This window comes from Enterobacter cloacae complex sp. SHL022 (assembly GCF_049237785.1).
GTDB lineage: Bacteria > Pseudomonadota > Gammaproteobacteria > Enterobacterales > Enterobacteriaceae > Enterobacter > Enterobacter hormaechei_C.
This window is the reverse complement of sequence record NZ_JBMKJH010000008.1, coordinates 178,178-200,808: the sequence shown is the minus strand read 5'-3', so window position 1 is coordinate 200,808 and position 22,631 is coordinate 178,178. Positions and strand designations below refer to the sequence as shown.

Genomic DNA, 22,631 nt, shown 5'->3' with positions numbered 1-22,631 from the left:
TGCTAACGGGTGAGTCACGGCTGTGGCTCACCCAAAATTTCATACTTTCCCCGCTACCCCCCTCTCTATAATTTGGGAAAATGTTTCAGAATATTCCCAAAGATGATGAATGATGAGTTTTATGACAGTCACGAGAACATTCGGGAAGCGTGGCACCAGCAGCTTTCTCAGGATGATTCATACCGTTCCGGTCTGCGATTTGCCCGGCGAATACGGCTGGCACGCATCGTTGGTCTGGCGGCGCTATTTGTTCCGCTTGCCAGCGTTCTGGTGAGCCAGTTTCTTTCCGGCGTTTGGTGGTTATTGCTGGTGGGCTGGGTCTTTGTCTGGCCCCATCTGGCCTGGCAGCTGGCTTTTCGTTCGGCTGAACCCCACAGAAGTGAAATTGTTAATCTGAAAATCGATGCCATTCTTGCCGGTGTCTGGATGGGGCTAACAGGGTTCAATGCGCTACCAACGGCGGCGCTGATCATGATGATCGGCATGAATATGATGGGATCGGGGGGATGTCGCTTATTTCTGACAGGACTGGCGCTGCTTGCCCTGTCTGCTCTGCTCACCGTGCAATCCACGGGTACTCCTGTGCTATTGACCTCTGAACCGCTGGCGTTGTGGCTGACGCTCCCCGTGCTGGTGGTCTACCCCATGCTGTTTGCATGGCTCAGCCACCGCACGGCGATCCGGCTGGCAGAGCATAAGCGTCGGCTTGAGCTGATGAGTACCCGCGACGGAATGACCGGCGTGTTCAATCGCCGTCACTGGGAAACGCTGCTGCGTTACGAATTTGAGGCCTGCCGTCGCAGCCATCGACAGGCGACGATACTGCTCATTGATATCGATCACTTCAAGACGATCAACGACACCTGGGGGCATGACGTGGGAGATGAAGCGATTGTTGCCATTACGCGCCAGCTTCAGCTGACTCTGCGCTCAGGCGATTATATTGGCCGCTTTGGTGGGGATGAGTTCGCGGTGATCATGTCCGGCACGCCTGCCGACAGCGCGATTGCAGCGATGTCGCGCGTCCATGAACGGCTGGTCAACATGCCGCTGCACGGAGCACCAACGGCGAGGTTGTGTATCAGCGTTGGGGTTGCCCCCTGGGGAGCGCAGTTCACCCACTATCGTGAATGGCTAAAGGCGGCGGACGTGGCCCTCTATAAAGCCAAAAATGCCGGACGGGGCCGCACCGAAGTGGCCGCCTGACGCCCGGCGTAGCGCATCAGGACTTACTGAGCTTCTCTGATTTTTCCATGCATTTTTCCATCGCCTCGATCACGGCGGAGCGGAATCCGCGATCTTCCAGCACGCGCACGGCTTCAATGGTTGTGCCCCCCGGCGAGCACACCATATCTTTCAATTCGCCCGGATGCTTACCCGTTTCCAGCACCATTTTGGCCGAGCCCATCACCGCCTGCGCTGCAAATTTGTAGGCCTGCGCGCGCGGCATTCCGCCCAATACGGCGGCATCGGCCATGGCTTCGATAAACATAAAGACATACGCCGGGGCAGAGCCGCTCACGCCGACCACCGGGTGGATCATCGGTTCGGCAATCACTTCCGCTTCGCCGAAGCAGCGGAAGATATTCAGTACATCTGCCACGTCTTCAGATGTGACCAGTGCGTTCGGGGTAACGGAGGTCATACCGGCATTCACCAGCGACGGGGTGTTTGGCATGGCGCGAACAATCTTACGGTCGTGACCCAGCGCGCGGGCGAGCTGATCGAGGGTCACGCCTGCGGCAATCGACACCACCAGGGTCTCTTTGTTAAGGCTGGAGGTGATCTCGCTCAGGACTTTAATCATGATATTCGGCTTAACGGCGCCAAAGACAATATCCGCCACCTGAGCCACTTCCTGCGCGCTTTCGGCAGCGTTGACACCATACTCATCACGCAGCGCCGCGACTTTATCCGGGGATGGGGTATAGACCCAAATCTGCCCCGGCAGCACCTGCCCGCTGGCAATCAGTCCGCCGAGGATAGCTTTGCCCATGTTTCCGCAGCCGATAAACCCGATTTTCTTATCCATCACGTCTCTCCGTTATTATGCGTTGTTATCTCTCATTGATAGCTTAACAACGAAATGCAGGCGACAATAGTCGCCAGAATCATAATGGGGAGAGACGATGGCGATTTGGGTTGATGCGGACGCGTGTCCGAATGTGATTAAAGAGATTTTATTTCGTGCTGCCGAGCGCGTGCAGATGCCGCTAACGCTGGTGGCGAACCAGAATATCCGCGTGCCGCCCTCCAGATACATCCGATCTCTGCGCGTTCCGGCCGGGTTTGACGTGGCGGATAACGAGATAGTACGCCTGTGTGACGCAGGAGATCTGGTGATCACGGCGGATATCCCGCTGGCTGCCGACGTGCTGGCGAAGGGGGCCGCGGCGCTTAACCCGCGCGGCGAGCGCTACTCTCCGGCAACGATCCGGGAGAAGCTCACCATGCGTGATTTTATGGATACGCTGCGTTCCAGCGGCGTGCAAACCGGTGGGCCGGACAGCCTGTCGCAGCGCGATCGCCAGCAGTTTGCCGCCGAGCTGGATAAATGGCTGCTGGAAGTGAAGCGCCGCCCGGCGTAGCCCACCTCCGGGCGGTTTTGTGGTACAGTGTGGCTTCCACAGGCTTGTCATTCCGTACCGCTTTGCAGTAAAGTTAGCGCAACATCTACTGCAATCATTTCTTTACAGCCTTCAGTTATCCGGCAGCAAGGGGAACACCTGGTTATGAACCCACCCATCTTTTTAGTTGGCCCTCGCGGCTGTGGGAAAACCACCGTTGGTCTGGAGCTGGCGCGTTTGTGCCAGAGTCAGTTTGTCGATACTGACCACTGGCTTCAGGAGAATGCGGGTAAGACTATCGCCGATATCGTTGAAGATGAGGGTTGGGAGAGCTTTCGTGCGCGTGAAACGGCCACGCTGGAAGCGGTGACCGCGCCGTCAACCGTGATTGCGACCGGTGGGGGCATTATCCTGGCGTCGTATAACCGCCAGTTTATGCGCGAAAAGGGTGTCGTGATCTACCTCTGTGCCCCGGTCTCTACGCTGGTGGGGCGGCTGGAGGCGTTTCCGGAAGAGGGGCAGCGCCCGGCGCTGACCGCGAAACCGCTGAGTGAAGAGGTCAGCGAGGTCCTCGCCGAACGCGATGCACTGTACCGCGAGGCGGCACACCACGTTGTGGATGCGTCGGCGTCATCCGAAAAAGTTGCGATTCAGATTATTACCGCCCTGCGTTTGGCTTGCGCCAGCTAACAGCCGTCTATACTCATAGCTCAGACATAAAAAAAGGATGAGCTATGCCAACCAGACCTCCCTATCCACGTGAAGCCCGCATCGTTACCGTTGAAAAAGGTAATGGTGATCAAACCGTAACCTGGTACCAGCTGCGTGCCGCTCACCCTAAACCTGATTCGCTGATCAGCGAACATGAAACCGAACAGGAAGCGCTGGATGCGAAACGGCGCTATGAGGATCCTGAGAAGTCCTGACAGGAATCCGAATTCGTTACAACCGTGCCTGAATCACACTTTTAACTTATCGCTGATGTTAAGCAGCAGTTAATATTTAGTTATTACAGGTGGATTCGGAAAGGCCAGTCGATCTTTACACTACGGTGTTGAGATCCCCTGCTACGCTTGGTGCTGTTTTGTTGAATAAATGAACAGTGCAGCGTAGTGAGCCTGCACCTGTGTGGCAGTTGTGGTAGTAACGGAAGGCGATCAAAATGAAGGCGACGTTGGCGATCCTCACGATTGGTGTGGTGCCTGTAAGCGAAGTATTACCGCTCTTAACCGAGCATGTCTCTGAACAACAAATTACGCATCTCAGTCTGTTAGGGAAGCTCAGTCGGGAAGAGGTCATGGAAGACTACGCGGTCGGAGAGGGGGAAGATCCCCTGGCAACGTTACTCAGTGACGGTAAACTGGCGCATGTGTCGCGCCAGAAAATCGAGCGCGCGCTACAGGGCGTGATCGAAGTGCTCGACAATCAGGACTATGACGTCATTTTGCTGATGAGCACGGCACCCGTTAAAGGACTCAGCGCGCGTAATGCCATTCTGCTCGAACCGATGCGGATTATCCCCCCGCTGGTGGCCTCTATTGTTGATGGTCATCAGGTTGGGGTCATCGTTCCCGTTGAGGAACTGCTGGATAACCAGACGGTGAAGTGGGCTGCGCTGGAGCACACCCCGCTGTACGCGCTGGCTAACCCGTTCTGGGACAGCGAAGCGAAGCTGATTGCGGCTGGGCAGGAATTGATCGACAGAGGGGCGGATGTCCTGATGCTCGACTGCCTGGGCTTCCATCAGCGGCATCGTGATTTATTGCAAAAGGCGCTGGATGTTCCGGTGCTGCTCTCTAACGTCCTGATGGCGCGTCTGGCGTCAGAATTACTGGTGTAATGATTTTGCGTGACAGGTCATGAGCATGGCCCCTATAGTGGATTTTTCTCTATAAATATAAGGGCCAGTTCATGCTTCAAAGTAACGAATACTTTTCCGGTAAAGTGAAATCCATTGGTTTTACCAGCAGCAGCACTGGCCGCGCCAGTGTCGGCGTAATGGCGGAAGGGGAATACACCTTTGGCACCGCAGAAGCGGAAGAGATGACGGTGGTCAGCGGCGCGCTGAACGTCCTGCTGCCGGGTGAAACGGAGTGGAAAGTATATAGTGCCGGGCAGGTCTTCAACGTGCCGGGCCACAGCGAGTTCCATTTACAGGTTGCAGAGCCAACCTCTTATCTGTGCCGCTATCTGAAATAAAAGCATGCCGGGTGGCGCATTCGCTTACCCGGCCTACGTTTTGCCTGTCAGCGCTGCGCTTCGCCGCCGAGACCTTCCACCAGGTTCTGAATCAGCGCCGCCAGCTCGCCGGTCATCAGGATAAAGTCTGCGTCAAAGCGCTGAGCATAATCTTCGCGGTCGATATCTTCGTTCTGATCGCGCAGTTCATCGCAGAATTTCAGGCGCTTCACGGAGCCGTCATCACACATCACAAACTGAATGCGCTGCTGCCAGTCGAGTGCCAGTTTGGTCACCACTTTGCCCGCTTCAATGTGCACGGCGATTTCGTCGCTCACCAGTTCCTGTTTCTTCGCGCGGATCACGCCGCCATCTTCCAGCAACGCTTTCAGCTCTGCTTCATCAAGGATCTGGAAGCCCTGCGCGGCAGTCCCGCTGCGCACCCACTCGGTCAGGGTCAGCTCAATCGGCGTTTCCAGCGCCAGCGGTACCACCGGTAATGAGCCAAGGCTCTTACGCAGCAGCGCCAGCGTATCTTCGGCTTTTTTGGCGCTGGCGCAGTCCACCATGATCAGCCCGTTAACGGTGTCGATCCACATCATGGTCTGGCTAAAGCGGCTAAAGGCGCGCGGCAGCAGCGAGTGCAGCACTTCATCCTTCAGCGAATCTTTTTCGGTTTTTTTAAGCTTACGGCCCTGTTCAGCTTCCAGCTTGAAGATCTTCGCTTCGAGTGCCTGCTTAACCACGGGCGTCGGCAGGATCTTCTCTTCTTTGCGGGCGCAAACGATGATTTGCCCCGTGCTGCTGGCGTGGGTCAGCGCATCGCTTTGAGAACCCATTGGCGGAACCCAGCCGGTTTTTGCCATATCCTGGCTACCGCAAGGGGTAAAGGAGTAAGCGGCTAACTGTTTTTCCATCTCTTCTGCACGCAGCGAAACGTCGCGGCTGAGACGGTAAACCATCAAATTTTTGAACCACAGCATGATAATTTCCACGGCCTTGTCGTTAAATCAGCGGGCATGATAACGAATTGTCGCATCGCTTGCATTGCTAATCGGGAAGCGGGCTTCTACTCTGTTGATAATCAAAATAATGAGGAGTGTCTTGTGCGTATTGGGATTGATTTGGGCGGCACCAAAACAGAAGTCATCGCGTTGAGCGAGCAGGGGGAGCAACTGTTTCGCCACCGTCTGCCTACGCCGCGCGATGATTATCACCAGACCATAGAGACGATTGCCCGCCTGGTCGATATGGCAGAGCAGGCAACGGGCGAGACGGGCACAGTCGGGATGGGGATCCCTGGCTCCATTTCGCCGTATACCGGCGTGGTGAAAAACGCCAACTCCACCTGGCTCAACGGTCAGCCGTTTGATAAAGACTTAAGTCAACGCCTGAACCGGGAAGTGCGTCTGGCGAATGACGCAAACTGCCTGGCGGTGTCTGAGGCCGTGGATGGCGCAGCGGCTGGCGCGCAGACCGTATTTGCCGTAATTATCGGCACCGGCTGCGGGGCGGGCGTGGCCTTCGGAGGGCGCTCGCATATTGGCGGCAACGGCACCGCGGGCGAGTGGGGGCACAACCCGCTGCCGTGGATGGATGAAGATGAACTCAAATACCGCGCCGAAGTGCCGTGCTACTGTGGCAAGCAGGGCTGTATAGAGACCTTTATCTCCGGTACGGGGTTTGCCACCGATTATCATCGTCTGAGCGGCCAGCCGCTGAAAGGTAACGAGATTATGCGTCTGGTTGAGGAGCAGGATCCGGTGGCTGAACTGGCGCTCAGCCGCTACGAAATGCGGCTGGCTAAGTCACTGGCGCATGTGATCAATATCCTCGATCCGGACGTGATTGTGCTGGGCGGCGGCATGAGCAACGTCGACCGACTTTACGCCACGGTGCCAACGCTGGTGAAACAGTGGGTATTTGGCGGCGAGTGCGAAACGCCGATCCGCAAAGCCGTCCACGGTGACTCCAGCGGCGTGCGAGGCGCGGCGTGGCTGTGGCCGGAATAAACGCAAAACGGCAACTTGCGTTGCCGTTTTTGATGTTTGTACCCTCTCCCACAGGGAGAGGGCCAGGGTGAGGGCATCAGACCGCACCGTCCCCCATTCAATTCACCGCAAACTCCCTGTCCAGCCTGCTATACCCCAGCCCGTTGATCTTCTTCACCTTGATCTGCACCGAAATACGCTCTTTCATTGCCTCTACGTGGCTGATCACGCCGATGGTTTTCCCGGTGGCGTTCAGTGCGTCGAGCGCATCCAGCGCGGTGTCCAGCGTTTCACTGTCGAGCGTGCCGAACCCTTCATCCAGGAACAGCGAATCAATGCGCGTTTTGTGACTGACCAGATCGGAAAGCGCTAAAGCCAGCGCCAGACTGACCAGGAAACTCTCCCCGCCGGAAAGGGTACGGGTATCGCGTATCGCATCGGCCTGCCAGGTATCGACCACTTCCAGCTCCAGCGCGTCGCTGGCTTTACGCTGAAGCAGATAGCGGCCATGCAGACGGTTGAGCTGCTGGTTGGCAAGCCACACCAGATTATCCAGCGTTAGCCCCTGGGCGAATTTACGGAATTTATCGCCGGTGCTGGAGCCTATCAGCGCATTGAGATAGCCCCAGTCGTCGGCCTGACGCGCCGCCTCCTCAATCTGCTGCATAAGCGCCTGCTGGTGCAGACGGTTATCGGCGTCCTGTTTGAGCTGCTGGCGGATCTCCCCCTGATGCGTGGTATTGTCCCGAAGCTGTTGCGCCAGCTGATGTAACTGCGCCTGAAGCGTTGCGGCATCGGTTTCCAGCCCCTCGGGGCGCTGTGCCTGATGCGCCTGAAGCTGCTGGCTTGCCTGCACCGAAAGCGCCGTGGTCTGCTGGAGCTGGTTTTCCAGCGTCTGCTTTTGCTGTTCAAGCTGGCGGATCGACGCTTCATCCAGCAGGGCGGAGAGAAATGCCTCCCGATCGGCAAAGCAGCTCGCGGTCAGCGCGGCGTTGAACTGAGCCTGTGATTGCTGGAGCCGTTCACGCTCAAGCGTCTCCTGCTGCTGGAGGGTGGTGAGCTGGCTTTGCAGCGACACGCATTCGTCGTGGATGCCGCGCCAGTTCTCAGGTATAACCGCGTCGGCTTCTGTATCATCGGTAACCGGCAGCGTCTCCAGGATTGGCATCAGGGCGTTAATACGTTCCTGAATCGTACCGTGCTGGGCCTGTTTTTCCTGCCACAGGGTATATTCAGCTTCGCGTGCGCTCAGCCAGGCGCTTTCGGCCCCTTCATCGGGCACGCTAAGCGACAGCGACTCTAGCGAGGCCGCCAGCGCCTGACGCGTCGCCGTCAGCTGCTGCTGGTACTGGCGCGCCTGATCTTCCTGTTCATTGAGCTGGTTTTGCAGCGTCAGACGCTGGCTAAGCTGATACAGCTGGCGTTCATACTGCTCCTGTTCGCTCATCCAGGGGGCAATATCATCCTGAATATTCAGCGCTATGTTCAGGGAGGCACAGACCTCCAGCCACTCTTTAGTGAGTGCTTGCTCTTCCTCAGAGAGAGCCTGTGCTTCCTCTGTCTCGCGCTGGATCTGTTGGGTCAGCGCATTCACCTGCCCGAGCACCAGCAATCCTTCCTCTTTTAGCGCAGCAACCTCTTTCTCCAGCGCGTCGCGGCGGCGCTGATTGTCAGTCAGTTCAAGCGCCTGATACTGCACAACTGCCGGGTGTTCGCGTGAACCGCAGAGCGGGCAAGGCTTACCCGCTTCCAGCTGAGCACGATAATTCTCAAGATCCTTGATTGTCGCCTCACGCTCACAGAGCGCTTTCAGGTCGGCATAGTGCTGATTTTTTTCTTTGAACTGCTGACGCCGCAGGATCAGCGTTTCATTGAGCTTACCCTGCTCAGCCTGCGCTTTCTGCACGCTTTCCGCATTCTGGCGCAGTCGTTTTTGCAGCGGCTGATAGCGAGCGTGAAGCGCAGTCAGACGCTGGCGGAGCGCCCGCGATTGTGCCTGTTGCTCCATTGCCGTCGCGAGATCCTCAGCCGTCAGCGTCAGCGTACTCTCCGGCAGCTCAGCCAGCTTCTGACGAAGCTCAGCCATGCGCGCTGCCTGGGCAACAAGCTGATTTTTATCGCGATTCAGCTGCGTAAAATGCGCCCGCCAGCCGGCAATTTCCTGTCCCCACTGACGGAAACGATCGTGTTCGGTTAGCCACTGCGTCAGCGCCGTGTGCTCTGTCTGCAACTGTTCACGGTTGCGCTGCGCACCGTTGCGGATACGCGCGCGCTGTGCCGCTCTGTCGAGTAAGCGAGTATTTACTTCGACAATTCGCTCTGCGGTTTGCGACAGGCGGGCGGTCTGCTCCTGCTGGTGCTGCCATAGCGGACGTAGCTGGGCGGCGGGCTGCGCCAGCTGGAGCTTAGCCAGTTGCGGCGCGGCGTCCGTCAGAGCCTGTTGCGCCTGCTGCTGCGAAGCGGCTGCGCGCTGCTGCTCACGTATCAGTTCGTCGTTACGCGTAAGCCACTGAAAATCTTTCTGTTGGCTCTGCTGCTGTGCCAGCAGGATTTTCTCTTCGTCAGTAAGTGCCTGCAAACTTTGCTGCAAGTGCTGCTGCTGTTCCTCGCTCAACAGCACAACCCCTGCGGCCTGCGCTTCGCACATCTCCAGCGCGTTACGTGCCGCTTTGTGTTTTTCAAAAACCATGGCGGAAATCTGGCCGTAAATTTCCGTGCCGGTCAGTTCCTCCAGCAGCTCAGCGCGATCGCTCGGTTTAGCATTCAGGAAGGCGGCAAACTGCCCCTGCGAGAGCAACATCGAGCGGGTAAAGCGACCATAGTCCAGCCCGGTGAGTGCGGCGGTTTGTTCCAGCTTATCCGTGACTTTGTCGGCCAGAATTTTGCCGTCTTCGCAGCGGGCCAGCTCTACGCGCGGTGCCTGTAAGTTCCCGTCCGGCTGGTTGCGGGCGCGGTTCTGGCTCCAGAAAGCGCGATAAGCAACGCCTTTGACCTCAAATTCCACTTCCGCCAGGCATTCGGCGGTATCGCGCGTCATCAGGTCGTTTTGCGCCTGAGAGACCTTATTAAGACGCGGCGTTTCGTGGTACAGCGCCAGGCAGATGGCATCCAGCAGCGTGGTTTTACCAGCGCCGGTTGCGCCGGTGATGGCAAACAGCCCGTTGCTGGCGAACGGCTCCGCGGTGAAATCAATTTTCCACTCACCCTTTAGCGAATTCAGATTTTTCAGACGCAGGCTCAGAATTTTCATGCGTTTTCGTCCTCGTCATGGAGGGAGTGCAGGGTCTGGGCAAACAGCTCGTTAAGCCTGGTGCGTCTGGCCTCGTCCACCTCTTCATGCGCAAGCCGCCGCGCGAACACCTCTTCAACCCGAAGTTCGCTAAGCGTTTCACGCTGGGCGTTGAGCAGTATTTTCTCGCGCTGCTCGCGGCTGCGGCGTACCAGCAGTACTTCCACGGGAAGGTCTTCCGTCAGCGTCTGAATTTTACGCTGCATATCGTACAGGTAGTCGTCGGTGGTGATTTCGATATCGAGCCAGACGGGGGGATTAAGCGCTGCGTCGCGCCACTGCTCAAGCTGAGCGGTAATGGCGGCCAGATCGCCTTTCAGCACCGCCAGCGGCTGGGTGACCGGCACCTCGAGCGTCTCAACGGCGCTAAGTTTGCCTTCGGTGAAGCTCACCAGATGGACGGATTTGGCTTTGCCCGTTTCGTCAAAACTGAGCGAAATGGGCGAGCCGCAGTAGCGGATATGCTCGCAGCCGCCGATGATCTGCGCCCGGTGAATATGCCCGAGGGCAATGTAGTCGGCGGGGGGGAAGTTTTGCGCCGGAAACGCGTCCAGCGTACCGATATAGATCTCGCGCACCGCATCACTCTTACTGGCTCCGACGGTGGTGAGGTGTCCGGTGGCAATGATCGGAATGGCCTGATCGCCGCGCAGGGCGCAGGCTTCCGTATGCTGCTGGTGATAATAGCGGGTGATGGCCTGCAACAGATGCTGCTGTTTTTCGCTGCCGGACAGACCCGCCTGGCTTTGCACGATATCGCGCGGGCGTAAAAACGGGATTGGGCACAGCACCGCGCCCGGCGTGCCGTCGCGTTTTTTCAGGATCTGCGGCGCGTGCCCGACGCTGGCCACCACGGTGGTATTGAGGAACGCCAGAATATCGCGGGATTCATTCAGCGTCGCCACCGAGTCATGATTTCCGGCGACAATCACCAGGTGACAACCGGTTTGCTGGAGGTTGACCACAAAACGGTTGTATAGCTCACGCGCATAGCTCGGCGGCGATCCGGTATCAAAAATGTCGCCCGCCACAATAATCGCGTCCACCTCGTGAGCCTGAGCCGTCTCCAGCAGCCAGTTCAGGAACGCTTCATGTTCCGCGGCGCGGCTTTTGCTGTAAAAATTTTGACCCAGGTGCCAGTCTGAGGTGTGAAGTATGCGCATAAAAGATCCGTGGCAATAATAAGAAAGCAGGATTATAAACGTTCGGGGAACGGAAAATAACCGCTGTAATAAAACAACAGTTTGCCATTTATAGTGGTAATGTTTTTCATAAATCTGTCATAAATCTGACGCATAATGACGCCGCATTACAGACTTGTAACTTAAATACGATAAGACAGGGCAAAGTATGGCGAGACGTATTCTGGTCGTAGAAGATGAAGCTCCGATCCGTGAAATGGTGTGCTTCGTGCTTGAACAAAATGGCTTCCAGCCGGTTGAAGCGGAAGATTATGACAGCGCGGTGAACCAGCTGAATGAACCCTGGCCCGATCTGATCCTGCTGGACTGGATGCTGCCTGGCGGTTCCGGATTACAGTTTATCAAGCATATCAAACGCGAGGCGATGACCCGTGATATCCCGGTGGTGATGCTGACGGCGCGCGGCGAGGAAGAGGATCGCGTGCGCGGTCTGGAAACCGGCGCGGACGATTACATCACCAAACCGTTCTCCCCGAAAGAGCTGGTGGCGCGTATCAAAGCCGTGATGCGCCGTATTTCACCGATGGCGGTGGAAGAGGTGATTGAGATGCAGGGGCTGAGCCTGGATCCTACCTCACACCGGGTCATGACCGGTGAAAATCCCCTCGATATGGGCCCCACCGAATTTAAACTCCTGCACTTCTTTATGACACACCCGGAGCGCGTTTACAGCCGCGAACAGTTGCTGAATAACGTCTGGGGAACTAACGTCTATGTCGAAGACCGAACGGTTGACGTCCATATTCGCCGCCTGCGTAAAGCACTGGAACTGAGCGGCCACGATCGCATGGTACAGACGGTCCGCGGCACGGGTTATCGCTTCTCGACCCGTTTCTGAACAATGACAGGAGTGTGACGCGTGCTGGAACGTCTGTCATGGAAAAGGCTCGTCTTTGAACTGATCTTATGCTGTATTCCGGCCCTCATTCTGGGGGCTATCTTTGGCTATCTGCCGTGGTTTTTACTGGTGGCCGTGACGGGATTGCTCGTCTGGCATTTCTGGAATTTACTGCGTCTTTCCTGGTGGCTGTGGGTCGACAGAAGTATGACACCTCCGCCGGGAAGCGGGAGCTGGGAACCGCTACTCTACGGCCTGCACCAGATGCAGATGCGTAATAAAAAGCGCCGTCGTGAGCTGGGAAGCCTGATCAAACGCTTTCGTAGCGGTGCGGAGTCGCTGCCGGACGCGGTGATCCTGACGACGGAAGAAGGGACCATCTTCTGGTGCAATGGCCTCGCACAGCAGCTGTTGGGCCTGCGCTGGCCGGATGATAACGGTCAGAACATCCTCAACCTTCTGCGCTATCCCGAGTTCACGCTGTATCTGAAAAAGCGGGATTTTTCGCGCCCGCACAATCTGAAGCTCAATAACGGTCGCCATCTGGAGATCCGCGTGATGCCCTACAGCGATCGGCAGTGGCTGATGGTGGCGAGGGACGTTACCCAGATGCACCAGCTTGAGGGCGCGAGACGTAACTTCTTTGCCAACGTCAGCCACGAGCTGCGTACGCCGTTGACGGTGCTTCAGGGCTACCTGGAGATGATGCAGGAGCAAACGCTTGAGGGGGCGCCGCGTGAGAAAGCGCTGCATACCATGAGGGAGCAGACGTTCCGCATGGAAGGGCTGGTCAAACAGCTGCTGACGCTTTCAAAAATTGAGGCTGCCCCGTCGCTGGCGCTAAATGACATCATTGATGTGCCGATGATGTTGCGGGTGGTGGAGCGCGAAGCCCAAACGCTGAGTCATAATCAGCACACCCTGAGTTTTGACGTTGATAACACGCTGAAAGTGCTCGGCAGTGAAGATGAGCTGCGAAGCGCTATCTCAAACCTGGTCTATAACGCCGTGAATCACACCCCGAAAGGGACGCATATCGCGGTGCGCTGGCAGCATACCCCGGCGGGCGCTGAGTTTAGCGTCGAGGACAACGGGCCGGGGATTGGGCCTGAACACCTCCCGCGTCTCACCGAACGGTTCTACCGGGTGGATAAGGCGCGCTCGCGGCAGACCGGCGGAAGCGGACTGGGGCTGGCAATTGTGAAGCATGCCGTCAGCCACCACGAAAGCCGGCTCAATATCGAAAGCACCCTCGGTAAGGGCACGCGCTTTAGCTTCGTGATTCCGGAACGATTAATTGCCAAAAAAAGCGCCTGACAGCGTGTGTGTCAGGCTACCTTTCCACGGGCCAGCGTTGCTGGCCCGTTTGCTTTGCAGTCAAGCGAAACGCGGATGAATATTATACGGCTGGTGCTTTTTTGTTCGCATGATTAGCCATGAGTTTTTCTTATACATGGCATATTATGTTGGTCTGGATTTTCATGCTGGCATATTGTTCTGGTTTTACGATCCCTTCTTGCCTTTAAACGTTATAAGCGTTTAAATTGCCCCCCATATACTGTCAGACCGACTGTATTTGCGTGGTAAATCGAAAAACTATTCTTCGCCACGCCAGGACGGGAGCATATCCCGCTGAAATTGAGCAAATTTTCCGCTGTATCGTCCCATCAGGGATGGCGAAAATCTCAACGTATTCAACACCACATCCACAGGCAGTAAGGTTTTATGACCCATCACTTGAAATCGCGTGACATTATCGCGCTGGGCTTTATGACATTTGCGCTGTTCGTTGGCGCAGGTAATATCATTTTTCCTCCAATGGTTGGCTTACAGGCGGGTGAACACGTCTGGACGGCTGCGTTTGGCTTCCTGCTTACTGCCGTGGGCCTGCCGGTACTGACCGTTATCGCGCTGGCGAAAGTCGGTGGCGGTGTGGACAGCCTCAGCACCCCGATTGGCAAAGTGGCTGGCGTTCTGCTGGCAACCGTCTGCTATCTGGCCGTTGGCCCGCTGTTCGCGACCCCGCGCACGGCGACCGTCTCCTTTGAAGTGGGTATCGCCCCGCTGACCGGTGACGGCGCGATGCCACTGTTTATTTACAGCCTCATTTACTTCGCCATCGTGATTCTGGTTTCTCTCTATCCGGGCAAACTGCTGGATACCGTAGGTAACTTCCTGGCACCGCTGAAAATTGTGGCGCTGATTGTGCTGGCGGTTGCGGCCATTGTCTGGCCTGCGGGGCCCATCAGCTCCGCGATGGACGCCTACCAGAACGCGGCGTTCTCAAACGGTTTCGTGAACGGCTATCTGACGATGGATACGCTTGGCGCGATGGTGTTTGGTATCGTTATCGTTAACGCCGCGCGTTCCCGTGGGGTGACCGAAGCGCGCCTGCTGACTCGTTACACTATCTGGGCTGGCCTGATGGCCGGTGTCGGCCTGACGCTGCTGTATCTGGCGCTGTTCCGTCTGGGTTCAGATAGCGCAACGCTGGTCGATCAGAGCGCAAACGGCGCGGCGATCCTGCATGCTTACGTGCAGCACACCTTTGGTGGTGCAGGCAGCATGCTGCTGGCAGCGCTGATTTTCCTGGCCTGTCTGGTGACGGCGGTGGGTCTGACCTGCGCCTGCGCGGAGTTCTTCGCTCAGTATCTGCCGCTCTCTTACCGCACGCTGGTGTTTATCCTCGGCATCTTCTCCATGGCGGTTTCAAACCTCGGTCTGAGCCACCTGATCCAGGTGTCAATTCCGGTGCTGACGGCTATCTATCCGCCATGTATCGTGCTGGTGGTGCTGAGCTTCACCCGCCCGTGGTGGCATAACTCGACGCGAATTATTGCGCCGGCCATGTTTATCAGCCTGATTTTTGGTATCCTTGACGGGATCAAAGCATCAGCATTTGCAGAAATCCTGCCAGCCTGGACACAGCGTCTGCCGCTGTCCGAGCAGGGCCTGGCCTGGCTGATGCCTTCCGTTGTAGCGCTGGTTCTTGCGATTATCTGGGACCGTGCGGCCGGGCGTCAGGTGACATCCAACGCCCATTAATCAACGGCAACAAATTGTTTAACCACGGGGCTTAAGGCCCCGTGGTTTTTTGTTTTTTTCGTGTTGAATGGCAAGATTTTAATGGAAAGCACTAACAAACTTAAACGTGGATTGAGCACCCGCCACATCCGCTTTATGGCGCTGGGCTCGGCTATCGGCACCGGTCTTTTTTATGGCTCGGCAGATGCCATCAAAATGGCCGGTCCAAGCGTTCTGCTGGCCTACATCATCGGCGGTGCCGCGGCCTATATCATCATGCGTGCGCTGGGGGAGATGTCGGTTCACAACCCGTCTGCCAGCTCGTTTTCACGCTATGCACAAGAGAACTTAGGCCCGCTGGCCGGGTTTATCACTGGCTGGACTTATTGCTTTGAAATCCTGATTGTCGCCATTGCCGATGTGACGGCGTTTGGCATCTATATGGGGGTCTGGTTCCCTGCCGTGCCGCACTGGATCTGGGTGCTGAGCGTGGTGCTGATTATCTGCGCCGTTAACCTGATGAGCGTGAAGGTGTTTGGCGAGCTGGAGTTCTGGTTCTCCTTCTTCAAGGTCGCGACCATTATCATCATGATCCTCGCCGGTTTCGGCATCATCATCTGGGGTATCGGCAACGGTGGGCAGCCAACCGGCATCCATAACCTGTGGAGCAACGGCGGCTTCTTTAGCAACGGCTGGCTCGGGATGGTCATGTCGCTCCAGATGGTCATGTTCGCCTATGGCGGAATCGAGATTATCGGCATCACCGCCGGGGAAGCGAAAGATCCGGAGAAGTCTATTCCGCGCGCCATCAACTCGGTGCCGATGCGTATCCTGGTGTTCTACGTGGGCACGCTGTTTGTGATTATGTCCATCTACCCGTGGAACCAGGTGGGCACCAACGGCAGCCCGTTTGTCCTGACTTTCCAGCATATGGGCATTGCGTTTGCCGCCAGCATTCTCAACTTTGTGGTGCTGACCGCCTCGCTGTCGGCCATCAACAGTGACGTGTTCGGCGTGGGCCGTATGCTGCACGGCATGGCGGAGCAGGGCAGTGCGCCGAAGGTGTTTGCCAAAACGTCGCGTCGCGGCACCCCGTGGGTAACGGTGCTGGTCATGACCGTGGCGCTGCTGTTCTCGGTCTACCTGAACTACATCATGCCGGAGAACGTCTTCCTGGTGATTGCGTCACTGGCGACCTTCGCCACCGTGTGGGTATGGATCATGATCCTGCTGTCGCAGATTGCGTTCCGTCGCCGCCTGTCGCCAGAAGAGGCCAAAGCGCTGAAGTTTAAAGTGCCGGGCGGCGTGCCAACGACCATTGTCGGTCTGATCTTCCTGGTCTTCATCATTGGCCTGATTGGTTATCACCCGGATACCCGTATTTCCCTGTACGTGGGCTTCGCGTGGATCGTCCTGCTGCTGGTGGGCTGGATGTTTAAATGTCGCCGCGATCGTCAGCTGGCGGAAGCACAGTAACATTCTTTTCCCCTCTCCCCGTGGGAGAGGGTTAGGGTGAGGGCATCAGGCTGCACTGATGCCTCCTCCCCCGTCCTCCTCCCCCAATAAATCCCATCATGGTGAGCTATCCTTAATCACCCTGTGGCAAGGTGACGTCAATTTCATCAAAGGGGATTCGTGATGTTAAACGCCTGGCACCTTCCGGTTGCCCCATTTGTTAAGCAAAACAAAGACAACCTTGTGATTACGCTCTGGCTGGCAGGGGACAATCAGCCTGAACGTGTGACCCTGCGCGCCGAAGTGGATAACGAAGAAACGTCGCTGAAAATGCACAAAGTGCGCAGCCAGCCGCAGCCGGGCGTCACGGCGTGGCGGGCAAATATCGATTTGCGCAGCGGGCAACCGCGTCGCCGCTACGGCTTCAAGCTGCTGTGGAACAACCGCCAGCTGTGGTTTACCCCGCAGGGTTTCAGCCGTTTCCCTCCGGCCAGGCTGGAGCAGTTTGCCGTGGATCACCCGGATAACGGCCCGCAGTGGGTTAACGATCAGGTCTTTTACCAGATTTTCCCGGACCGCTTTGCGCGCAGTGAAAAGCGCACCGTCGATCAGGACAAGGTTTATTACCATCATGCGGTCGGTCACGACATCATTCTGAAAAAATGGGACGAGCCGCTGACCGCCCAGGCGGGGGGATCGACCTTTTACGGCGGCGATCTCGACGGTATCAGCGAAAAACTGCCGTACCTGAAAAAGCTCGGCGTGACGGCGCTGTACCTGAACCCGGTGTTTAAAGCGCCAAGCGTGCACAAATACGATACGCAGGACTACCGCCACGTTGACGAGCAGTTTGGCGGTGACGAAGCGCTGCTGCGGCTGCGGCACAACACGCAAAAAGAGGGTATGCGCCTGATCCTTGATGGCGTGTTCAATCACAGCGGTGATTCTCATGCGTGGTTTGACCGTCACAATCAGTCGATGGGCGGCGCATGCCATAATCCGGACTCACCGCAGCGTGACTGGTACAGTTTTGACGAGAATGGCCGCGCCCTGGACTGGCTGGGCTACCCGAGCCTGCCGAAGCTCGATTTCCAGTCGCCATCGCTGGTGAATGAGATCTACGGCGGCGACGACAGCATCGTGCGCCACTGGCTGAAAGCGCCGTGGAACATGGACGGCTGGCGGCTGGACGTGGTGCATATGCTGGGTGAAGCAGGCGGGGCGCGGAATAACCTTCAGCATGTCGCCGCCATTACCCGGTCGGCAAAAGCGGCCCGGTCGGAAGCATTCGTCTTCGGGGAGCACTTTGGCGACGCGCGTCATTGGTTGCAGGCTGATGCAGAAGACGCGGCGATGAACTATCGCGGCTTCACCTTCCCGCTGTGGGGTTTCCTCGCTAACACCGATATCTCTTACGATCCGCAGCATATTGACGCCGAAACCTGCATGGCGTGGATGGAAAACTATCGCGCTGGCCTGTCGCATCAGCAGCAGCTGCGGATGTTTAACCAGCTCGACAGCCACGATACCGCACGCTTTAAATCGTTGCTGGGTAAGGATGTGGCGCGTCTGCCGCTGGCGGTGACCTGGCTCTTTACCTGGCCGGGCGTACCCTGCATCTACTATGGCGATGAAGTCGGGCTGGACGGCAACAACGATCCGTTCTGCCGTAAAACCTTCCCGTGGGAGCCTGAAAAGCAGGCTCAGGATCTGTTCAGCCTCTACCAGCGCATGGCGACGCTGCGCAAGCAGAGCCAGGCCCTGCGATACGGGGGCTGTCAGGTGATGTACGCCCACGATAACGTGGTGGTGTTTGTCCGCGTCTATAACCAGCAGCGCGTGCTGGTGGCGATCAACCGGGGCGAGGCGTGTGAAGTCGTGCTGGAAGATTCACCGCTGCTGGCTGGTAAAATGTGGAAGAGCAAAGAGGGTAAAGCGACGTTCCAGGGGAGCGTGCTCACGCTGCCAGCGATCTCCGCTGCGGTCTGGTTCGGCAGCTAAGCGCAGGCAGAATGGTTTTCACCTTTTAAGATGGCGCAAATGCAACGATTTGTGTCAATCTTAACGGATCGTTTACGGTGAAGGTGGAAACATGGACGAGCTTTACATCCTTGGCTGTTTGTTCCTGGTTTTTGCGCTGGTCGTGGCACCCGTGCTCGCGGTGATAGGCTTTAACCGAAGCACGGCGGCGCGGCAGGAGATCGCCCGGCTTCGCCAGCGCATTGAGGCGCTCGAGCAGCGTAGTGTGGCTGAGAAAGCACCGGAGCAGGTGCATACCGCCGCGCCGGTGAAGACGCCAGCGCCGGTGTCAGAGGCCGTTAACGCACCTGTCGATCTCTGGCGTCCCGAACCGCCCGTCACTGAAGCAGAGCCTGTGCCTGTACCGGCGGCAAAACGTCCTTCCGCCTTTGGCGGCATCCTGTCCTCGCTGACGCGCTGGTTTATGCAGGGCAATCCGCTGGCAAAACTGGGGATTGTACTGCTCTTCCTCGGCCTCTCTTTCCTGCTGCGCTATACCGTTGAACATTCACTGTTTCCGCTTGAGCTGCGTCTTGCCGCCACGGCGCTGTTTGCCATGGTTCTGCTGGCCGTTGGATGGCGGCTGCGGCACAGGCAGCGGATCTACGCGCTGATCCTCCAGGGCGGAGCGACCGGCGTGCTTTATCTGACCGTCTTTGGCGCATTCCGGCTGTGGCAGATGCTGCCGATGACGCTGGCGTTTGCGCTGCTGGTGGTGATTTGCGCGGCGAGCGTCGGGCTGGCCGTGTTGCAAAAGGCGCTGAGCCTTGCCATGCTGGCGAGCCTCGGCGGATATCTTGCGCCGCTGCTCCTGTCTACCGGGGGCGGTAGCTTTGTGGCGCTATTCTCCTTCTATCTCCTGCTGTCCATCGGCATTCTCGTCATCAGCATCTGGCAGCACTGGCGCGAGCTCAACCTGCTCGGGCTGCTCTTCACGTTTGGCGTTGGCGGGGTGTGGGGACTGAGCGACTACCAGCCGGAAGACTATGTTATTTGTCAGCTGTTCCTGATTGCCAATACGCTTATTTTTGGCGTGTTTAGCGTGGCGCTGTCGCTGCGGGCGCAGGAAAAAGGCAAACAGATTATTGACGGCGTACTGCTGTTTGCTCCGCCGCTGATTGGTTTTGGGATGCAGTATGGCATGACGTCTCACTGGACGTACGGCCCGGCGCTAAGCGCGCTGGGCTATGGTGCGTTTTACCTCTCGCTGGCGTTTCTCGCGCTGCGGCGTTACCCCTCCATCGGACGACCGCTGGTTATGGCGGCGCTGGCGATCGGCGGCGGGTTTGCCACGCTTGCCATTCCGCTGGCGCTTTCAGCGCGCTGGACGGCGATGGCCTGGGCGCTGGAAGGGCTGGGTATTCTTTGGTTGGGCGTGCAACAGCAGCAGCGGCGCATGAGCTATAGCGGGACGGCGTTGCTGGTGCTGGCGCTCGGCAGCGCGATATGGGCGCAAATGGACGGCGTCACTTCGCTGAGCCTCCTGCTTATTTTCGCAGTGCTCAGTCTTTGCTGGCTGGCTGCGGCCTGGCTGTGGCAGAAAATCGCGCTGCCGGGCAGCTGGGCATTGCTGGCCGGTGGGTTGCTGTTCTGGTTAGTGGCGTTGCTGGGCGCGTCGCAGTTGTTCCTGAAGCAGGAGTTATCGCTTCTGGCAGGCGTGCTGGCGCTGACGGCGGCGTCGACCTGGGGATGGCGGCAGGCTGCCGCTCGTCTGGCATGGTGGGAGCTGGATGCCAGCAAATGGCTGCTGTGGCCGGTGATGCTGCTGATGGTGCTGTATCAGGTCTCGCACCAGCAGATTCTGGCGGCCGGCTGGGCAAATCTGGCCTGGGCTATCGCGCTGCCTGCCGCCCTGATGCTGCTGCGGCGCGACGAAGATAAACTTCTGCCGCGCATCTCAGTGGGGCTGCATCTGTCGCTGTTGTGGATGATTTTACTCGCCCTTGCCGCCGAGCTTTACTGGTTTGCCCGCTCCCTGCCATGGGGCATGGCGGCCTGGGGAAGCGGCATTGCGATGGCTGTCGGCGGTGGGGTGATTATGGCGCTCTCCGCGGCCGTACGGCGTCGCGGGTGGCCTTTCCGGGTATGGCCTGCGCTCTACGCCTGCCTTGCCGCGATCCCTGTGGTTGTGGCGCTGGTGGTATTGCTGGTCGTGACCAATTTCCAGGACGGTGTGGTCTATCGAAAGACCTGGCTGCCGCTGGTGAACCCGCTTGAGGAAGGGGCGGCGTTCGCGCTGCTGGGGCTGGTAGTATTTTATCGGGCAGTGGATCGCTACTATCCGGCATCGCTTGCGCAGTCCCGACCTTGGCCCGCCGTTGTGCTGATGGCGCTTGGCTTCTGGTGGCTCAACGGCGCGTTGCTGCGTGCGCTGGCGTGGTACGGCGAGGTGGCCTGGAACATGGAATCGCTGTGGCATTCGCGGCTTATTCAGACCACCTTTGCCCTGTTCTGGATGTTCTGCGCGCTGGTGGTGATGATCCGCGCCACCCGTCAGGCCTCCCGTCATCAGTGGCTTGGCGGTGCGGCGCTGCTGGGGGTGGTGATGCTCAAACTGATGCTGGTGGACAGCGCGGGCGGTGGCGGCCTGGCGCGCGCCGTCGCGTTTATTGGCGTGGCGATCCTGGTCCTGATTGTGGGCTATTTCTCGCCGCTACCGCCTAAAGCAGGAGAAGAAAAATGAAATGGATGAATGCGGTTGTTTATGCAGCACTGCTGGCCATGGCCGGTCCGGCATTCAGCGAGGGCGCGCCAGCGGAATCCCCGCGGGATTATGCCTACGGCCTGTCCCTTGATACCTCTGCCTCTTCGCCGTGGTATCGGGTCATGCTGCCGCTGGCGATTTATCAGCAGAGCACATCGCCCGATCTGCGCGACGTGCGCGTGTTTAATCAGTCGGGAGAGCCTGTACCGTTCAGCCTGGTTACTACGACGCGTCCGCAGCCGGCACCGACCACCACGGCGCTGCGCCTTTTTGCGCTTAACGCCTCGCCGGGCGGGGAAGAGGACAGCGGCGATAAAATTATGCTACGGGCCAGAAACGGTGTGGAAATTGTGCTGGAAGGGCAACACGCTGCGGCTGCCGGACAGCACTATCTGCTGACCCTGCCGGAAAACGCGACGGAGGTTCCGCTCTCTCAGCTCCAGCTTTTCTGGGACACGCCGCAGGGCTCGTGGCAGGGAACGGCATCGGTCTATTACAGCGAGGATCTGAAAAACTGGTATACCTTGCGCGAAGAGATGCCCCTGCTGGACGTGATGAGTGGACAGGATCGCCTGAAGCTCGACCGCATCGATACCGATCTGGTGTTATCACCTGAGGCGAATCGCTATCTGCTGCTGGTGCTGAACACGGGACGTTCTGCCCTGACGTTAACCGGCGTCAACGCGATTAACGCGCCTGCGCAGCCGGAATCAGAGCACATTAGCCTGGCGGGAGAGGGGGAGCGGTTATCCGAAAGTGAAGCCGTGTGGCGCTGGAAACATCCGCAGCCTCTGAGTGCGATCGCCTTCATGCTGAATGGCGACGGCGTTCTCCCGGCAGAAATAGCCTGGCGGGGGGCGGATAAGGATCGGTGGCATACGCTGAAAAAAGAGGTGATCTACCAGCTCGGCGGCAAAACGTCTGAACCTGTTCCGCTCCCTGGCGGGCTGGTCGAGGCGGTAAAAATCAAGACCCTCAATGCGCGTTTGCCCGAGAACCTGCCGGGCGTGATAGGGCAGCGCGTGCGCTACGATCTGGTGTTTAACGCGCAGGGGAAGGGGCCGTACCTGCTCGCGTGGGGGAACGGGGCTGCGAAACCGGCGAGCGTGGAGACGGATATGCTGATCCCGACCGAACTGCGTAAAACCTACGATCTGGCAGCCTTGCCGATGGCGGATACGCTGGAACCTGTCCCGCTGGGGGGCGAGGCGCGTTTAACCGCGACGTCTGCGGCTGAGCAGGAAAGCAGAATGAAAACGCTGATGGTCTGGGGCGTACTGATTGCGGGGGTGATGGTGCTTGCGGGTATGGCATGGCGCATCTGGCGCGAGGTAAAAAAAGACGGCGCAGCATAAGCCATAAAA

18 protein-coding genes are annotated in these 22,631 nt (G+C 57.9%); 14 read left to right on the top strand and 4 right to left on the bottom strand.

What is annotated here, in order from left to right; translation table 11 throughout:
- The first annotated feature begins 102 nt into the window (after positions 1–102).
- The gene (gene adrA, locus ACOTZD_RS17570; RefSeq protein ID WP_023324219.1) at positions 103–1,206 is read left to right on the top strand and encodes a diguanylate cyclase AdrA; all 1,104 of its coding nucleotides are present in this window, start codon (positions 103–105) and stop codon (positions 1,204–1,206) included.
- A 16-nt stretch (positions 1,207–1,222) separates the two neighbouring features.
- Here the strand turns inward: adrA and proC are convergent, their stop codons facing one another.
- The gene (gene proC / locus ACOTZD_RS17565; protein WP_022650449.1) at positions 1,223–2,032 is read right to left on the bottom strand and encodes a pyrroline-5-carboxylate reductase; all 810 of its coding nucleotides are present in this window, start codon (positions 2,030–2,032) and stop codon (positions 1,223–1,225) included.
- Between the two features lie 97 nt (positions 2,033–2,129).
- On the opposite strand from proC, the gene ACOTZD_RS17560 reads away from it, so the two are divergent.
- From ACOTZD_RS17560 to ppnP, 5 genes are all read left to right on the top strand, one after another.
- The gene (locus tag ACOTZD_RS17560) at positions 2,130–2,588 is read left to right on the top strand and encodes a YaiI/YqxD family protein (RefSeq protein WP_003859141.1); all 459 of its coding nucleotides are present in this window, start codon (positions 2,130–2,132) and stop codon (positions 2,586–2,588) included.
- Between the two features lie 144 nt (positions 2,589–2,732).
- The gene (gene aroL / locus ACOTZD_RS17555; protein WP_032608627.1) at positions 2,733–3,257 is read left to right on the top strand and encodes a shikimate kinase AroL; all 525 of its coding nucleotides are present in this window, start codon (positions 2,733–2,735) and stop codon (positions 3,255–3,257) included.
- A gap of 44 nt (positions 3,258–3,301) precedes the next feature.
- Positions 3,302–3,493 carry a protein YaiA gene (gene yaiA / locus ACOTZD_RS17550; RefSeq protein ID WP_421636353.1) on the top strand — a complete coding sequence of 64 codons (192 nt, stop codon included), beginning with the start codon at positions 3,302–3,304 and terminating at the stop codon, positions 3,491–3,493.
- 236 nt (positions 3,494–3,729) lie between these two features.
- Positions 3,730–4,407 (top strand): AroM family protein, encoded by a 678-nt coding sequence (locus ACOTZD_RS17545; RefSeq protein WP_003859133.1) that lies wholly within the window; start codon positions 3,730–3,732, stop codon positions 4,405–4,407.
- A gap of 71 nt (positions 4,408–4,478) precedes the next feature.
- Positions 4,479–4,766 (top strand): pyrimidine/purine nucleoside phosphorylase, encoded by a 288-nt coding sequence (ppnP, locus tag ACOTZD_RS17540; protein ID WP_003859131.1) that lies wholly within the window; start codon positions 4,479–4,481, stop codon positions 4,764–4,766.
- A gap of 47 nt (positions 4,767–4,813) precedes the next feature.
- Here the strand turns inward: ppnP and rdgC are convergent, their stop codons facing one another.
- Positions 4,814–5,728 carry a recombination-associated protein RdgC gene (rdgC, locus tag ACOTZD_RS17535; RefSeq protein WP_003859129.1) on the bottom strand — a complete coding sequence of 305 codons (915 nt, stop codon included), beginning with the start codon at positions 5,726–5,728 and terminating at the stop codon, positions 4,814–4,816.
- A gap of 123 nt (positions 5,729–5,851) precedes the next feature.
- Here rdgC and mak point away from each other — a divergent pair, with 123 nt between their 5' ends.
- Complete coding sequence (mak, locus tag ACOTZD_RS17530; protein WP_003859127.1) at positions 5,852–6,757, top strand: fructokinase; 906 nt, start codon at positions 5,852–5,854, stop codon at positions 6,755–6,757.
- Positions 6,758–6,854: 97 nt separating this feature from the next.
- On the opposite strand, the gene sbcC is transcribed toward mak, so the two are convergent.
- Positions 6,855–9,986 (bottom strand): exonuclease subunit SbcC, encoded by a 3,132-nt coding sequence (gene sbcC, locus ACOTZD_RS17525; RefSeq protein ID WP_174402113.1) that lies wholly within the window; start codon positions 9,984–9,986, stop codon positions 6,855–6,857.
- Positions 9,983–11,188 carry an exonuclease subunit SbcD gene (sbcD, locus tag ACOTZD_RS17520; RefSeq protein ID WP_023324223.1) on the bottom strand — a complete coding sequence of 402 codons (1,206 nt, stop codon included), beginning with the start codon at positions 11,186–11,188 and terminating at the stop codon, positions 9,983–9,985. The genes sbcC and sbcD overlap by 4 nt, the downstream gene beginning before the upstream one ends.
- Before the next feature lie 187 nt (positions 11,189–11,375).
- Between sbcD and phoB the strand changes: the two genes are divergently transcribed.
- The 7 genes from phoB to ACOTZD_RS17485 all read left to right on the top strand — a co-directional run bounded on the left by phoB (position 11,376) and on the right by ACOTZD_RS17485 (position 22,622).
- Positions 11,376–12,065 (top strand): phosphate response regulator transcription factor PhoB, encoded by a 690-nt coding sequence (gene phoB / locus ACOTZD_RS17515; protein ID WP_003859122.1) that lies wholly within the window; start codon positions 11,376–11,378, stop codon positions 12,063–12,065.
- 21 nt (positions 12,066–12,086) lie between these two features.
- A complete protein-coding gene (gene phoR / locus ACOTZD_RS17510) occupies positions 12,087–13,382 on the top strand; it encodes a phosphate regulon sensor histidine kinase PhoR (RefSeq protein ID WP_023315505.1) in 1,296 nt (431 codons plus the stop codon).
- A gap of 408 nt (positions 13,383–13,790) precedes the next feature.
- The gene (gene brnQ / locus ACOTZD_RS17505; protein ID WP_003859118.1) at positions 13,791–15,110 is read left to right on the top strand and encodes a branched-chain amino acid transporter carrier protein BrnQ; all 1,320 of its coding nucleotides are present in this window, start codon (positions 13,791–13,793) and stop codon (positions 15,108–15,110) included.
- A gap of 81 nt (positions 15,111–15,191) precedes the next feature.
- Positions 15,192–16,565: a proline-specific permease ProY gene (gene proY / locus ACOTZD_RS17500; RefSeq protein ID WP_003859117.1), complete on the top strand. Its 1,374-nt coding sequence runs from the start codon at positions 15,192–15,194 to the stop codon at positions 16,563–16,565.
- A gap of 162 nt (positions 16,566–16,727) precedes the next feature.
- Positions 16,728–18,545 (top strand): maltodextrin glucosidase, encoded by a 1,818-nt coding sequence (gene malZ, locus ACOTZD_RS17495; RefSeq protein WP_072139899.1) that lies wholly within the window; start codon positions 16,728–16,730, stop codon positions 18,543–18,545.
- Between the two features lie 91 nt (positions 18,546–18,636).
- Positions 18,637–21,246: a DUF2339 domain-containing protein gene (locus ACOTZD_RS17490; protein ID WP_174402112.1), complete on the top strand. Its 2,610-nt coding sequence runs from the start codon at positions 18,637–18,639 to the stop codon at positions 21,244–21,246.
- Entirely contained in the window at positions 21,243–22,622 is a 1,380-nt protein-coding gene (locus tag ACOTZD_RS17485) for a DUF3999 domain-containing protein (protein ID WP_174402111.1), read from the top strand. The genes ACOTZD_RS17490 and ACOTZD_RS17485 overlap by 4 nt, the downstream gene beginning before the upstream one ends.
- Positions 22,623–22,631 lie beyond the last annotated feature (9 nt).